This is a genomic window from Metasolibacillus meyeri (genome assembly GCF_003049505.1).
Taxonomy (GTDB): domain Bacteria; phylum Bacillota; class Bacilli; order Bacillales_A; family Planococcaceae; genus Metasolibacillus; species Metasolibacillus meyeri.
This window is the reverse complement of record NZ_PYWN01000002.1, coordinates 35196-49965: the sequence shown is the minus strand read 5'-3', so window position 1 is coordinate 49965 and position 14770 is coordinate 35196. Positions and strand designations below refer to the sequence as shown.

Here is a 14770-nt window from a genome sequence, read left to right as displayed (position 1 = left end):
TTGACGGACTATTGGAAACATCATATGATACAAGAGAGAAATTATGAATGGAGAGAGTAAAATGCTATTGGAAAAAACGACACGCATGAATTTTCTCTTCGACTTTTATCAAGCATTACTGACGGATAAACAGCGCAGCTACATGGAGCTATATTATTTAGACGACCACTCATTAGGAGAAATTGCAGAATCTTATAAAGTGTCACGTCAAGCAGTTTACGATAATATACGTCGCACGGAAGCGATGCTTGAAGAATATGAGGATAAGTTACAGTTGTTGGTGAAATTTCAACAGCGTCAGCAAGTGCTTGAGCAGCTAACAAAGTCGCTACAGCAAGAGACGACAGTTGAAGAGCAATTGGCACTCATTGAGCAACTGAAAGAAGTAGAGTAGGGGGCAAACGGCGAATGGCATTTGAAGGATTAGCGGAACGGCTCCAAGGAACGATTCAAAAGATCACAGGTAAAGGGAAAGTAACGGAGCAAGACGTAAAAGAAATGATGCGTGAAGTCCGCATGGCATTAATTGAAGCGGACGTAAACTTAAAGGTTGTAAAAGCGTTTGTAAAAAAAGTAAGCGAGCGTGCAGTTGGCTCGGAAGTAATGAAAAGCTTAACACCTGGTCAGCAAGTTATTAAAATTGTACAAGATGAACTAACGGAGCTAATGGGTGGAGAGCAAAGCCCAATTAAATTTAATTCGAGACCACCAACTGTTATTATGATGGTCGGCTTGCAAGGTGCTGGTAAAACGACGACAACGGGTAAGCTCGCCAACGTGTTACGTAAAAAGTATAACCGTAAGCCGTTGTTAGTAGCGGCTGACGTGTATCGTCCAGCAGCGGTACAGCAGCTTGAAACATTAGGGAAGCAACTTGCACTACCTGTCTTTTCTTTAGGTACAGACATTTCGCCTGTGGAAATTGCGCGTCAAGCATTAGCACATGCGAAGGAAGAGCATTTAGATGTTGTGATTATTGATACAGCCGGCCGACTTCATATCGATGAAGAGCTAATGCAGGAACTGAAAGATATTCGTGCATTAAAAGAGCCTGACGAAGTATTTTTAGTTGTTGATGCCATGACAGGGCAAGATGCGGTTAATGTTGCGGAAAGCTTTAATGAAGCTGTCGGCATTACGGGCGTTGTGTTAACAAAGCTCGATGGGGATACGCGTGGTGGTGCGGCATTATCAATTCGTGCTGTAACGGAGAAACCAATTAAATTTGTTGGTATGGGCGAAAAGATGGATGCATTAGAGTCATTCCATCCAGAACGTATGGCAAGCCGTATTTTAGGTATGGGTGATGTGCTGTCATTAATTGAAAAAGCACAAGCAAATGTCGATATGGAAAAGGCGAAGGAACTTGAAGAGAAGTTTTTAACACAAAGCTTTACGTTTGACGACTTTATTGAACAAATACAGGCATTGAAACAAATGGGACCACTTGATGATTTGTTAAAAATGATTCCTGGCATGAATAAAATGAAAGGGATGGATAATGTTAAGGTCGATGAAAAGCAAATGGGGCGCATTGAAGCGATTATTTACTCGATGACACCAGCTGAAAAAACAAATCCTGAAATCATTAATTCAAGCCGTAAAAAGCGTATTGCACAAGGGTCAGGTACGTCCATTCAAGAAGTAAATCGCTTATTGAAGCAATTTGAAGATATGAAAAAAATGATGAAACAGATGACGGGAATGGGCTCTGGAAAAGGCAAGAAAAAGATGAAATTACCTGGTCTAGATTCATTATTTAAATAAAATTTTTAGGTGTTAAGAAAAAACACTTTACAAACAACACAATCATTGATAATATACTATCTTGTGTGAAACTTATTCGGAGGTGCTTTAAAAATGGCAGTTAAAATTCGCTTAAAACGTATGGGAGCTAAAAAATCTCCTTTCTATCGTATCGTAGTAGCTGACGCTCGTTCACCACGTGATGGTCGTCAAATCGAAACAGTTGGTACTTATAATCCACTAACAACACCAGCTACTGTAGCAATCGATGAAGAGAAAGCTCTTAAATGGTTAGCTGATGGTGCAAAACCATCTGACACTGTTCGTAACTTGTTCTCAGAGCAAGGCATTATGGAAAAATTCCATAACCAAAAATTCAATAAATAATCAGAGGTGACATCATATGCAGCAACTGATTGAAACAATCGTTAAACCGTTAGTCGATTACCCAGAGGAAGTCCGTATTGAGACGGATGAGAATGCCAATCGAATTGTTTATAAGCTTTTTGTTCATCCAGAGGATCGAGGAAAAGTCATAGGCAAGCAAGGTCGTGTCGCAAAGGCGATTCGAACAATTGTTTATTCAGCGGCGAGCAGTCACCGTCAGAAAAAGACTTACGTCGATATATTGGATGATTAAGAAATGACTGTCAGAAAAACAGGTTGCCCCTGCTTTTGCTGGCAGTCATTTTTTCGTATTTTAAAAAGAAAACAGTTGTTTGGAATGTCATGCATGTAGCATGCTTTGTAGATGGCTGTTTTTTGTTATAATAAAGTGAACCTTCAGTCAGTGGAGATTTTCTTCAACCCCTACTGATTGGTAATTACGGGATAAATAAAGATGATGATATAAGAGGTGTACAAGTATGGAATGGTTTAATGTAGGTCGTATCGTGAATACGCATGGTATACGTGGCGAGGTTCGTGTAATTTCAACGACGGATTTTGAGGATACGCGCTTTGCTATTGGCAATAAGCTAGCAGTATTTAAAAAGGATGAAAAGCGTCCGATTTGGGTGACAGTGGCAAGCGCTCGTCGCCATAAAAACTTTATTTTATTAACATTTGAAGGCATGGATAATATTAATTTAGTGGAGCCATTTAAAGAAGGTATACTAAAAGTAACGATGGACCAACTAGCAGACGATGAGCTTGAAGAAAACGAATATTATTACTTTGAAATTAAAGATTGTGAAGTTTTTTCAGAAGAAGGTGAACGCATCGGCGTCATTATAGATATTTTACAAACAGGGGCAAATGATGTATGGGAAGTAAAGGGTGCTAAAAAAATGCACTATATCCCTTATATTGAGGATGTTGTGAAAGAAATTGATATAGATAATAAAAAGATTATAATCCATGTGATGGAAGGCTTATTGTAATGAATATTCATGTGTTAAGCTTGTTTCCAGAAATGTTTGAAGGTGTGTTTAACTCCTCTATCTTAAAAAAAGCACAAGAAAAAGAAGCGGTAACCTTAGCTGTATCAGATATTCGTGATTTTAGTGAAAATCGCCATAAACAGGTGGATGACTATCCATATGGTGGAGGTGCAGGAATGGTATTAAAGCCTGAGCCGATGTTTCAAGCGGTAGAGAGTATTACTGCAGGGCGCAAGCCACGCGTTATTTTAATGTGCCCACAAGGTGAGCGTTTTACACAAAGAAAAGCGGAGGAGCTAGCGCAGGAAGAGGAGCTTGTGCTTTTATGTGGACATTATGAAGGCTATGATGAGCGCATACGGGAACATCTCGTAACAGATGAAATATCGATTGGTGATTTTGTTTTAACGGGTGGAGAGTTACCTGCCATGACGGTGATTGATGCGGTAGTGCGTCTATTGCCAGGCGTTCTTGGCAAAGCAGACTCCCATATCCAAGACTCTTTTTCTACAGGCTTATTAGAGCATCCGCATTATACCCGTCCTGCCGATTTTAAAGGGATGAAAGTGCCTGATGTATTGATCTCAGGCAATCATGCGAAAATCGATGAATGGCGTGAGGAGCAGTCTTTAAAACGCACATTGCTGCGTAGACCAGATTTATTAGAAGCGCTTGAATTAACGCCAAAGCAGCAAAAAGTACTCGAAAAATTAAAAAGTGAAATGTAAAGTAAAAAAGCTTGCAAGTCTATTTTATTTATGATAACATTCAATCTGTGCTTTTATGTAAAGCACTGAATTACGGTGTTCCGCTGTGGCCAAAAATGAGCGTGCATGAGCATCTGTCCAAGGAGAGAAAACAATGTCAAACATTATTACAGAAATCACAAAAGAACAACTTCGTTCAGATTTACCTTCATTCCGTCCTGGTGACACAGTTAAGGTACACGTAAAAGTTGTTGAGGGTACACGTGAGCGTATCCAATTATTCGAAGGTGTAGTTATTAAACGTCGTGGTGGCGGAATTAGCGAAACTTTCACAGTTCGTAAAATTTCTTACGGTGTAGGTGTTGAGCGTACTTTCCCAGTACACACACCAAAAATTGCTAAATTAGAAGTTGCTCGTCGTGGTAAAGTACGTCGTGCGAAACTTTATTACTTACGTGAATTACGTGGTAAAAAAGCTCGTATTAAAGAGCGTCGCTAATAGTTATGTAAAGAAAGGGGCTTGTAATGACAAGCTCTTTTTCTTTATTTTATAAGTGGATTGTTTTTTTGCGTGTCATCGCAATTTCGTATACAATAGTAATGGAAGAACGAGGGGGATATTCGCTTGGAACAAACAAAAAAAGAAAAAAATGAGCTCTTTGAATGGGCAAAGGCGTTACTCATCGCATTTGCTGTTGCAGCTATTATTCGTTATTTTTTATTCACACCCATCGTTGTAGATGGAGATTCGATGATGCCAACCCTTGAAAATGGCGATCGCATGATTGTGAATAAGATAGGTTATAAAATTGGTAGCCCTGATCGTTTTGATATCGTTGTATTTCACGCACCAGAGCAAAAAGATTATATAAAACGTGTAATTGGACTGCCGGGAGATCATGTTGAGTATAAAGATGATCAGCTTTATATTAACGGTGAACCAATTGATGAGCCTTATTTAGACAAATATAAAGCAGAAATTGTAGATGGTAACTTAACAGGTAACTTTAAATTACAAGACATTGTACAGTCGGATGTAATTCCAGAAGGTCATGTTTTTGTAATGGGAGATAACCGTCGTTTTAGTAAAGATAGCCGTCACATTGGTCTTGTAGATCAAAAAGAGATTATTGGAAATACGAATCTTATCTTTTGGCCAGTGAGCGATATAAAGATAGTGAAATAATAGGCTAAGGGGGCGTCTAAAAAATTTTAGAACGTTCCCTTTTTAAATAGGAGGATTTATTGTGACAATTCAATGGTTTCCAGGGCATATGGCAAAAGCACGCCGCCAAGTGTCGGAAAATTTAAAGCTTGTGGATATCGTGTTTGAGCTCGTCGATGCACGACTTCCGTTATCATCACGCAACCCGATGATTGACCAAGTCATTCATCAAAAACCGAGACTACTTATTTTAAATAAGCAAGATATGGCAGATGAAAGCGAAACGCGTAAATGGCTGCAATATTTTGACGAACAAGGTCATAAGGCGGTAGCAATTAATTCGCTTGAAGGTAAAGGCTTACAAGCTGTAACAAAAGCAGCGCAAGCCATTTTAGCAGATAAATGGGCGCGTATGAAGGCAAAAGGTATGAAGCCGCGTGCCATTCGTGCGATGATTGTCGGTATCCCAAACGTAGGTAAATCAACATTAATTAATCGTTTAGCGAAAAAAAATATTGCTAAAACAGGCAATACACCGGGAGTTACAAAGGCACAGCAATGGATTAAAGTTGCGAAGGAGCTAGAATTGCTCGATACACCAGGTATTTTATGGCCGAAATTCGAGGATCAAGAAATCGGCTATAAATTAGCGTTAACAGGTGCGATTAAAGATACGATTACCAATATGGAAGATTTAGCGGTATATGGTTTACGCTTTTTAGCGCTACATTACCCAGCACGAATGGAAGAGCGCTACAAATTAACGTTTGTGCATGAGGACCTAGTTGAAACATTCGATCATATCGGTCAGCTTCGCCGCGTGTTTGGACAAGGTGGCGAAATTGATTATGATCAAGTAGCAGAGCTTATTGTGCGTGACATTCGCAGTCAGCATTTAGGTAAGCTGACATTTGATTTTGTGGATGAAGAGTTGGAGAAGTAATATACTTGAGGCTATTCGGGAAGAGATTTTCTTTTCGAATAGCCTTTTTATGTAGGTTCGCTCAACGGACAAAAGAAATCGCTCAACCAAGTAGCAAATTCGCTCATCACATAGTGATTTTTCTACGGCTTAAGCATTGTCCATCATAAAAATAGAAAAAAACAAACCGATATACGTAATAGAGATGAGGTTATAAAACATGCAAACAATTAAAGAAATTACAGCTACTTTGAAAGCTGCTACACAATATGAGACATGGATGAAGACAATCCAGCAGGATGAACGTGCAGGTGTGCAAAAAGCATGGCAGCAGTTTTTAAAACGTATGGACAAGCAACAGAAGTTACAGCAGGAGCATGATGCTAAAATTGCTTTTGATGCGCAGTTTGGGCGGCTAGTTGCAGGTGTCGATGAGGCAGGGCGTGGACCGCTAGCAGGTCCTGTTGTGACGGCAGCAGTCATTTTACCTGAAAATTGTCAGGCGTTACTTGGTTTAAATGATTCAAAGCAATTATCAAAGGAAGTGAGAGAGCGTATGTGTGAGCTCGTAAAAGAGCATGCACTTAGCTACAATGTTCATTTTCAAAGTGCTAAAATAATTGATGAAATCAATATTTATGAAGCGACAAAACAATCAATGGCAATCAGTGTAGAAACATTAAACATCAGGCCAGATTTTGTCATAGCAGATGCGATGACGTTACCGATTGCTATACCACAACAGTCCATTATTAAAGGGGATGCGAAAAGCTTAGCGATTGCGGCAGCCTCTATTTTAGCGAAAACAGCGCGTGATCATTATATGGAAGAGCTTGCACAAAATTTTCCGCAATATGGCTTTGAGCAGCATGCAGGTTATGGAACGAAACAGCATTTAGAGGCCTTGGCTAAGTACGGGCCTACGATTCACCATCGAGCAAGTTTTGAGCCAATCAAATCTATGATTAAGGGGTGATTGTATGACATCTACATCATTTAATCCAGTTGCACAACAAACACAAGTGGCAATGACAAATCAACCGTTAACTTTAAAGCAAGGACAAATATTTCATGGCACGATTAAGCAGCTTTATCCTGATCAAATGGCAGAAATCCAAGTTGGTAACAATAAATTAGTGGCAAAATTAGAAGTGCCACTAAAAGTAGGCGATGCACATTTCTTTCAAGTGACGAATACGGCTGGCGCGCAAACCGAGTTAAAGGTTGTATCGAATCCGATGTCACCTACATTAACACCAGCACAGCAAATGACACAGCTGTTAGAAACGATGAATTTACCAAAAACAGCAGATATGCAACAAGTGCTAGGTCATTTTATGAAACAGCAGATGCCGATTTCAAGAGAGCAGCTTATACAGGCAGAGCAATGGATGAAAAACTTGCCTGAAGGTGTGTCGAAGCAAGACGCACTTTTAGCGATTCAACGCATGGTCGAATATAAAATGCCCTTTACGAATCAGGTGTTTCAAGCATTAGTACAAGGAGCAAAAACGGATGGCATGTCGACAGCGCTGCAAAATCTATTGCAGCAACTAGCAGGTGCGACAGGAGGAAATGAGCAACTAAAGGCATCTGTACTAGGGCAGTTGCAAACAATTGCGAAGCCTTTCGATGCGGAGCTTGGGGGGACAATGCTGGCGCGTGCTGTACAACTGTTAAGTGACCAAACTTCAAATATTAGTGAACGCTTGCAATCATTGCAGCTTCTCAAACAAGCAGGAGTGGTGCCACAAAATGCGACCTTGTCTAATTGGCAAGCACAACAAGCTCAGCGAGCACAAGCGCCATCCAATAGTGCGGGGCAATTAATTATGCAAATGTTACAAGCAAAACCTGAGCAAAGCAGTGCAATCGTTGAACAAGCGCGTGCTTTTATCACAAATGACAACCTGCTAACAACAGCACAAAAAGAACAACTACAGCAACTTGTTACACGCTTTTCACAGCTGCCACAAAGCAAGCAAGCACTTACGACTTTTGCTCAACAGTTGCAAACAGAGCTTGTAAAAGCATATGCGAACAATACAGCATCACAACTCTTTACGAAGAATGAGCAAGGGCTATCAACAAAAGAGCAAATCCTTTCCATGTTAAAGCCAGAGCTAACAGTAAATAATCAAGAGACGCTATTACGAAATCTGGTACAAGAAGCAAAAAATATGCAGCAACCTGCTATTCAATCACAGCTGACACAAGCGGATGCCCAGCTACAGTCAGCGGTCGATAGCAAGGCGATGGAGCAGGCGATGAAAACTGTATTAAAAGGGCTAGGTATAAGCTATGAGGCAACATTGCAAAATAAAGCGACAGATATGCAAGCTGTTGCCCAGCAATTAAAGCCGCAGCTATTAGCGCTTATTCAAGATACGACAACACCGCCAGCGCTACGTGATGCTGCGGAAATGGTAATGGCACGTATGAACGGTATGCAGCTTTTATCGGGTGAAAATGGGCACCAACACCAGCTTGTTATGCAAGTGCCGCTAGAGTTTTTCGGCAAGAAAATGGATGCTACTTTGCAATGGAATGGTCGCATGAAAGAGGATGGTAAAATTGATGCTAATTATGCGCGTGTTCTCTTTTATTTGCATATGGAATCTTTGCAGGAAACAGTCATTGATATGCAAGTGCAAAATCGCATCGTTACGGTGACCTTGTTTAATGATCATTTAGGTTTAGCACCATTAGCTGAACCATTAAAAAAATCTTTAAAAGAAGGGTTAGCAAGTAAGGATTATCAGTTATCGGCTGTCTTTATAAAGCAGTTTGAAAGTGCCGCACAAGAGCAGACTGAGCGCTCCACAAAAGAACATGTAGAGGAGCATAGTGGGGTGGATATTCGCGTATGAGTGAAAGAAAATATGTTAGAAAAGAAGCGATTGCTCTCTCTTATAATCCTGGTGAAAGTGCTGGTCCAAAAATAGTAGCAAAAGGAAAAGGGAAAATCGCAGAAAATATTTTAGAGCAGGCATCGTTGCACAATGTCCCTGTTCATGAAGACTCAAATCTTGTCGAATTATTGGGGCAGCTCGATTTAAACGAAACGATACCGGAGCAGCTATATCAAGCTGTGGCAGAGGTATTTGCCTTTATTTATCATTTGGATCGCCAGCACAATGAATTAAAACGACGCAATTAGCGTCGTTTTGCTGTGTTATAACAAATATCGCGATTATTTCGAGAATAATACAGTATAATTGATTGAAAATTCCGCATTAAAGACAATTATAGACATGAGCACAGTGTTTGTATAAAATAGATGATGGTAATTAAAATAATATCCAAATTGTCTGATAGGAGGATGGATTATGAATATCCATGAGTATCAAGGGAAGGAAATCTTGAGAAAGTATGGCGTTGCTGTACCGAAAGGAAAAGTAGCGTTTTCTCCAGATGAAGCTGTGAAAGTAGCGAAAGAATTAGGCGCTAACGTAACAGTTGTAAAAGCACAAATCCACGCAGGTGGCCGCGGTAAGGCGGGCGGTGTTAAAATCGCGAAAAATCTCGATGAAGTACGCACTTACGCAAAAGAGCTACTTGGTAAAATATTAGTAACACACCAAACAGGTCCAGAAGGTAAAGAAGTAAAGCGTCTTTACATTGAAGAAGGATCAGATATTCGCAAAGAATATTATTTAGGTTTAGTACTTGATCGTGCTACTTCTCGTGTAACTTTAATGGGTTCTGAAGAAGGCGGTATGGATATTGAAGAAGTGGCAGAAAATACGCCAGAAAAAATCTTCAAAGAAGTAATCGACCCTGTAACAGGCTTAACAGGCTTCCAAGCACGTCGCATGGCATTCAACATGAATATTCCAGCGAAATTAGTAAATAAAGCGGTTAAATTAATGCTAGGTTTATACCAAGCGTTTGTAGAAAAAGATGCGTCAATCGTTGAAATCAACCCATTAGTTGTAACTGGTGATGATGATGTAGTAGCACTTGATGCGAAATTCAACTTCGATGCAAACGCATTATACCGTCATAAAGACATCGTTGAATTACGTGACTTTGACGAGGAAGATGCAAAAGAAATCGAAGCATCTAAATATGATTTAAGCTACATCTCTTTAGATGGTAACATCGGCTGTATGGTTAACGGTGCTGGTTTAGCGATGGCAACAATGGATACAATCAGCTATTATGGCGGCCAACCGGCTAACTTCCTTGACGTTGGGGGCGGCGCTACAGCAGAAAAAGTAACAGAAGCATTTAAAATCATCCTATCTGATGAAAATGTAAAAGGTATTTTCGTTAACATTTTCGGCGGTATTATGAAGTGTGACGTAATTGCAGAAGGCGTTATCGAAGCGACGAAGCAAGTAGGGTTAACGATTCCATTAGTAGTACGTTTAGAAGGTACAAACGTAGACCTTGGTAAAAAATTATTAAACGAATCTGGTTTAAATATCGTCGCAGCGGACTCAATGGCTGATGGCGCACAAAAAATCGTAGGACTTGTAGGCTAAGGAAGGTAGGGAGAATCAATGAGTGTTTATATTAATAAAGACACGAAAGTAATCGTACAAGGGATTACGGGTGAAACAGCCCTTTTCCATACAAAGCAAATGCTTGAATACGGTACAAAAATCGTAGCTGGTGTTACACCAGGTAAAGGCGGTTTAGAAGTTGAAGGTGTACCAGTATTTAACACTGTAGAAGAAGCAGTAAAAGCAACAGGCGCAAACGTATCCGTTATTTACGTACCAGCACCATTCGCAGCAGATGCGATTATGGAAGGTGTAGATGCTGGATTAGATATGGCAATTTGTATTACAGAGCATATTCCTGTTCTTGATATGGTGAAAGTAAAGCGCTATATGGAAGGCAAGAAAACACGCTTAGTAGGACCAAACTGCCCAGGTGTTATTACTTCTGACGAATGTAAAATCGGTATTATGCCAGGCTATATCCATACAAAAGGTCATGTTGGGGTTGTATCTCGTTCAGGTACATTAACTTATGAAGCAGTACACCAATTATCACAAGAAGGTATTGGCCAATCAACAGCAGTTGGTATCGGTGGTGACCCTGTAAATGGTACAAACTTTATCGATGTATTATCAGCTTTCAATGATGATCCAGACACATATGCAGTTGTCATGATTGGTGAAATCGGTGGTACAGCGGAAGAAGAAGCGGCTGAATGGGTAAAAGCGAACATGACAAAACCTGTAGTAGGCTTTATCGGTGGTCAAACAGCACCTCCAGGCAAACGTATGGGACATGCTGGTGCGATTATTTCAGGTGGTAAAGGTACAGCTGCTGAAAAAATCAAAGCAATGAACGCAGCAGGTATTGAAGTAGCAGACACACCATCTGTTATCGGTGAAACTTTAATTCGTGTAATTAAAGAAAAAGGCTTATACGATAAATGTAAAACACATTAATTTGGAGCGAGTGCATAGTAGCACTCCATTCAAATTTGGACAAGACGTAATTGATTACTGTAGAAGGTGTAGCACATTTTGTGCTACACTTTTTTATATAGCTATCCCCATAAGCTATGCTCTGCTCCTGCGGTTACTCATCGCAGAAAATATTGCTATGTGGTCATACTACTTTCACTAAGGAGTGACGACATGCAAAGTCAAGAAGAAATACAGCAATTATTAGCGTTACACTATGTTTATCCTCTACCGTTAAATAAACTTCAGCGCCTATTATATGAAATAGAAACATTGCAACAATTACCACTTATTTCAGCAAAAGAGCTTGCAAAAATACTTCAAATTCAACTACAAACCGCTCAAACATTACAAATAAATTATAACAAGGCAGTAAAAACGTCGTTTAAGGCGTATTATGAGCAGTGTAGTATACATGCGATACCTTTTCTGAGTGAACACTACCCGAAAAGCTTATTGCAGCTTCACGACGCTCCTACAGTCATTTATGCGAGAGGGCGACTTGATTTATTGCAGCAAATACGAAAAATCGCTTGTATTGGCTCGCGCAATGCGACAAATTATTCTACAATTGCTTTACAATCCATATTGCCGCCTTTAATTGCTGAGCAATATGTCATTGTGAGTGGGCTGGCAAAAGGCGCAGACACGCTAGCACATCGTATGACGATTGAGTTAGGCGGTCAGACGATTGCGGTTGTTGGACATGGTTTTGCGCATATCTATCCAAAGGAAAATAAACAGCTCACTGCTAAAATTGCTGAGGAGCATTTATTACTGACAGAATATCCACCATATATGGGTCCGAAGAAATGGCATTTTCCGATGCGTAATCGAATTATTAGTGGCTTAAGCTGTGCTTTAGTCGTAACGGAAGCCGCTATGAAAAGTGGTACCCTTATTACAACAGATCACGCATTAGAGCATGGTAAAGATGTTTTTGTGGTACCAGGACCGATTCATTCAGAGCAATCGAAAGGAACGAATAATTTATTAAAAGAAGGCGCAATTCCTGTATGGAATGGGCAACAAATTGTTGAAGAGTTGCAAATGTTTCAAATGAAATATTGAAAAAAAGTTGCATTCTCTGTCAATCTGTTATACATTTTGCAACAGGTATGCTTTGTATTTCACAAAAATTGTGGAATCAATTAAGCTTTGGCTAACCCATATCCAGGGCTTTCCGTTAAGCCCAATTAAATCCGTGTTATCCATCAGGGCTTTATTCACAAAGCAATAATCAATTACGCCAATTAAAAGGGAATGGAAATACCATGGCGTATTAACTATAAAATAAGTAACCTCTCTAAGGGGGAAAGAAATGAATGGCAGATTATTTAGTAATAGTGGAATCGCCTGCAAAGGCAAAAACAATTGAACGATACTTAGGTAAAAAATATAAAGTAAAGGCTTCTATAGGACATGTGCGTGATTTACCGCGCAGCCAAATGGGCATTGATACCGAAAATAACTATGAGCCTAAGTATATTACCATACGTGGTAAAGGTCCTGTTTTGCAGGAATTAAAAACGGCAGCAAAAAAAGTGAAGAAAATTTATCTCGCAGCTGACCCCGATCGCGAAGGTGAAGCGATTGCGTGGCATTTAGCAACAGCTTTAAATATTGATATTGAGTCAGATTGTCGCGTTGTTTTTAATGAAATTACGAAAGATGCAATTTTAGAATCCTTCAAACATCCGCGCCCGATTAATTTAGATTTAGTAGATGCACAACAAGCAAGACGTATTTTAGATCGCCTTGTTGGTTACAATATTAGCCCAATTTTATGGAAAAAAGTGAAAAAAGGCTTATCTGCTGGACGTGTGCAATCTGTTGCACTGCGTTTAATTATTGATCGAGAAAATGAGATTACCCACTTTGTCCCAGAGGAATATTGGACGGTTGAAGGATTATTTGAAAAAAACAAAAAGCAATTTGATGCGCTTTATTACGGTGATGGAGCAGAGAAGATTAAGCTGACAAATGAAGAGCAAGTGAAGGCGATATTAAAAAACATCAAAGGTGATCATTTTAGCGTAACAGATGTCATTAAAAAGGAACGCAAGCGCAATGCAGCACCTGCCTTTACTACTTCCTCATTACAACAAGAGGCGGCACGTAAGTTGAATTTCCGTGCAAAGAAAACAATGATGCTTGCACAGCAGCTATATGAAGGTATTGACATTGGGAAAAAAGAAGGCACTGTTGGTTTAATCACATATATGCGTACAGATTCAACACGTATCTCAGAAACGGCAAAGGCCGAGGCGATGCAATATATAGATACGAAATACGGAAAAGACTATATTGCGACAGAGCCGAAGCAAACGAAAAAGCAATCGAATGCACAGGATGCGCACGAAGCAATTCGTCCGACAAGTACAATGCGCACACCGGAGGATTTAAAGGCGGTGTTAAGCCGAGATCAGTTACGTCTATATCGACTTATTTGGGAGCGATTTATCGCGAGCCAAATGGCACCGGCTATTTTAGATACGGTTTCTGTTGATTTATTAAATGAAAATGTGAAATTCCGAGCAAACGGTTCACATGTGAAATTCCCTGGCTTTATGAAACTGTATATAGAAGGTACAGATGATCAAACGGAAGAAACGACAAAGCTTTTACCAGAGATGGAAATTGGTGATAAAGTAAAAACGTTAGAAATTGAACCAAAGCAACATTTTACGCAACCACCCCCTCGTTACTCAGAGGCTCGTTTAGTAAAAACGTTAGAAGAGCTAGGTATCGGTCGACCTTCCACGTATGCACCTACGTTAGATACAATCCAAAAGCGCGGCTATGTACAGCTTGATGCGAAACGTTTTGTACCTACTGAGTTAGGAGGAATCGTACATCAGCTTGTATTTGAATTCTTCCCTGAAATATTGAACATCGAATTTACGGCGAAAATGGAGCAAGATCTTGACGGTGTAGAAGAGGGTATGACAAATTGGGTACAAGTCATCGATGCTTTTTATAAGGACTTTGAAAAGCGTGTTGAGTATGCAGATGAAGCGATGGAGAAAATCGAAATCAAAGATGAGCCTGCTGGAGAAGACTGTGAAAAATGTGGTGCGCCAATGGTATTTAAACTGGGGCGTTACGGCAAGTTTATGGCATGCTCCAATTTCCCAGATTGCCGCAATACGAAGGCAATTGTCAAGCCGATTGGGGTGCAATGTCCTACATGTAAAGAAGGGGAGATTGTTGAGCGTAAAAGTAAAACAAAAAGGTTGTTTTACGGCTGTAACCGTTACCCGGAATGCGAATTCGTTTCATGGGATAAGCCAATTAATCGACCATGTCCAAAATGTAGCTCATTGTTAATTGAAAAGAAACTGAAAAAGGGTGTACAAATTCAGTGTACGAATACGGATTGTGATTATGAGGAAACACCATCACAATAGAAAGTTGGT

General features: G+C 39.9%; 16 protein-coding genes. All 16 read left to right on the top strand.

Going from position 1 to position 14770, the window contains the following annotated elements:
• Positions 1 to 61 precede the first annotated feature (61 nt).
• The 16 genes from C9J34_RS00580 to topA all read left to right on the top strand — a co-directional run bounded on the left by C9J34_RS00580 (position 62) and on the right by topA (position 14761).
• Entirely contained in the window at positions 62 to 394 is a 333-nt protein-coding gene (locus C9J34_RS00580) for a putative DNA-binding protein (protein WP_107837908.1), read from the top strand.
• Between the two features lie 14 nt (positions 395 to 408).
• A complete protein-coding gene (ffh, locus tag C9J34_RS00575; protein WP_107837907.1) occupies positions 409 to 1767 on the top strand; it encodes a signal recognition particle protein in 1359 nt (452 codons plus the stop codon).
• Positions 1768 to 1860: 93 nt separating this feature from the next.
• The gene (gene rpsP / locus C9J34_RS00570; RefSeq protein ID WP_107837906.1) at positions 1861 to 2133 is read left to right on the top strand and encodes a 30S ribosomal protein S16; all 273 of its coding nucleotides are present in this window, start codon (positions 1861 to 1863) and stop codon (positions 2131 to 2133) included.
• Between the two features lie 16 nt (positions 2134 to 2149).
• Entirely contained in the window at positions 2150 to 2386 is a 237-nt protein-coding gene (locus tag C9J34_RS00565; RefSeq protein ID WP_107837905.1) for a KH domain-containing protein, read from the top strand.
• 226 nt (positions 2387 to 2612) lie between these two features.
• Complete coding sequence (gene rimM / locus C9J34_RS00560; RefSeq protein WP_107837904.1) at positions 2613 to 3128, top strand: ribosome maturation factor RimM; 516 nt, start codon at positions 2613 to 2615, stop codon at positions 3126 to 3128.
• Positions 3128 to 3856, top strand: coding sequence for a tRNA (guanosine(37)-N1)-methyltransferase TrmD (trmD, locus tag C9J34_RS00555; RefSeq protein WP_107837903.1), 729 nt, complete (start codon positions 3128 to 3130; stop codon positions 3854 to 3856). Before rimM ends, trmD begins: the two co-directional genes overlap by 1 nt.
• A gap of 133 nt (positions 3857 to 3989) precedes the next feature.
• Complete coding sequence (rplS, locus tag C9J34_RS00550; protein WP_107837902.1) at positions 3990 to 4334, top strand: 50S ribosomal protein L19; 345 nt, start codon at positions 3990 to 3992, stop codon at positions 4332 to 4334.
• A gap of 126 nt (positions 4335 to 4460) precedes the next feature.
• Positions 4461 to 5021, top strand: coding sequence for a signal peptidase I (gene lepB, locus C9J34_RS00545; protein ID WP_107837901.1), 561 nt, complete (start codon positions 4461 to 4463; stop codon positions 5019 to 5021).
• Positions 5022 to 5082: 61 nt separating this feature from the next.
• Entirely contained in the window at positions 5083 to 5943 is an 861-nt protein-coding gene (ylqF, locus tag C9J34_RS00540; RefSeq protein ID WP_107837900.1) for a ribosome biogenesis GTPase YlqF, read from the top strand.
• Positions 5944 to 6142: 199 nt separating this feature from the next.
• The gene (locus tag C9J34_RS00535) at positions 6143 to 6898 is read left to right on the top strand and encodes a ribonuclease HII (protein ID WP_107837899.1); all 756 of its coding nucleotides are present in this window, start codon (positions 6143 to 6145) and stop codon (positions 6896 to 6898) included.
• 4 nt (positions 6899 to 6902) lie between these two features.
• Positions 6903 to 8792 (top strand): hypothetical protein, encoded by a 1890-nt coding sequence (locus tag C9J34_RS00530; protein ID WP_107837898.1) that lies wholly within the window; start codon positions 6903 to 6905, stop codon positions 8790 to 8792.
• Complete coding sequence (locus tag C9J34_RS00525) at positions 8789 to 9082, top strand: EscU/YscU/HrcU family type III secretion system export apparatus switch protein (protein WP_107837897.1); 294 nt, start codon at positions 8789 to 8791, stop codon at positions 9080 to 9082. Before C9J34_RS00530 ends, C9J34_RS00525 begins: the two co-directional genes overlap by 4 nt.
• Before the next feature lie 169 nt (positions 9083 to 9251).
• The gene (gene sucC / locus C9J34_RS00520; RefSeq protein WP_107837896.1) at positions 9252 to 10412 is read left to right on the top strand and encodes an ADP-forming succinate--CoA ligase subunit beta; all 1161 of its coding nucleotides are present in this window, start codon (positions 9252 to 9254) and stop codon (positions 10410 to 10412) included.
• Positions 10413 to 10430: 18 nt separating this feature from the next.
• The gene (gene sucD, locus C9J34_RS00515) at positions 10431 to 11333 is read left to right on the top strand and encodes a succinate--CoA ligase subunit alpha (RefSeq protein ID WP_107837895.1); all 903 of its coding nucleotides are present in this window, start codon (positions 10431 to 10433) and stop codon (positions 11331 to 11333) included.
• Between the two features lie 192 nt (positions 11334 to 11525).
• Positions 11526 to 12422: a DNA-processing protein DprA gene (gene dprA, locus C9J34_RS00510; protein ID WP_107837894.1), complete on the top strand. Its 897-nt coding sequence runs from the start codon at positions 11526 to 11528 to the stop codon at positions 12420 to 12422.
• 254 nt (positions 12423 to 12676) lie between these two features.
• Positions 12677 to 14761, top strand: a complete 2085-nt coding sequence (topA, locus tag C9J34_RS00505; protein WP_107837893.1) for a type I DNA topoisomerase — start codon at positions 12677 to 12679, stop codon at positions 14759 to 14761.
• Positions 14762 to 14770: the final 9 nt, after the last annotated feature.

Bases quoted from the DNA above. Each gene is read 5' to 3' on its own strand.
- C9J34_RS00580 (WP_107837908.1), top strand. From the start codon at position 62: ATGCTATTGGAAAAAACGACACGCATGAATTTTCTCTTCGACTTTTAT.
- ffh (WP_107837907.1), top strand. From the start codon at position 409: ATGGCATTTGAAGGATTAGCGGAACGGCTCCAAGGAACGATTCAAAAG.
- rpsP (WP_107837906.1), top strand. From the start codon at position 1,861: ATGGCAGTTAAAATTCGCTTAAAACGTATGGGAGCTAAAAAATCTCCT.
- C9J34_RS00565 (WP_107837905.1), top strand. From the start codon at position 2,150: ATGCAGCAACTGATTGAAACAATCGTTAAACCGTTAGTCGATTACCCA.
- rimM (WP_107837904.1), top strand. From the start codon at position 2,613: ATGGAATGGTTTAATGTAGGTCGTATCGTGAATACGCATGGTATACGT.
- trmD (WP_107837903.1), top strand. From the start codon at position 3,128: ATGAATATTCATGTGTTAAGCTTGTTTCCAGAAATGTTTGAAGGTGTG.
- rplS (WP_107837902.1), top strand. From the start codon at position 3,990: ATGTCAAACATTATTACAGAAATCACAAAAGAACAACTTCGTTCAGAT.
- C9J34_RS00535 (WP_107837899.1), top strand. From the start codon at position 6,143: ATGCAAACAATTAAAGAAATTACAGCTACTTTGAAAGCTGCTACACAA.
- C9J34_RS00530 (WP_107837898.1), top strand. From the start codon at position 6,903: ATGACATCTACATCATTTAATCCAGTTGCACAACAAACACAAGTGGCA.
- C9J34_RS00525 (WP_107837897.1), top strand. From the start codon at position 8,789: ATGAGTGAAAGAAAATATGTTAGAAAAGAAGCGATTGCTCTCTCTTAT.
- sucC (WP_107837896.1), top strand. From the start codon at position 9,252: ATGAATATCCATGAGTATCAAGGGAAGGAAATCTTGAGAAAGTATGGC.
- sucD (WP_107837895.1), top strand. From the start codon at position 10,431: ATGAGTGTTTATATTAATAAAGACACGAAAGTAATCGTACAAGGGATT.
- dprA (WP_107837894.1), top strand. From the start codon at position 11,526: ATGCAAAGTCAAGAAGAAATACAGCAATTATTAGCGTTACACTATGTT.
- topA (WP_107837893.1), top strand. From the start codon at position 12,677: ATGGCAGATTATTTAGTAATAGTGGAATCGCCTGCAAAGGCAAAAACA.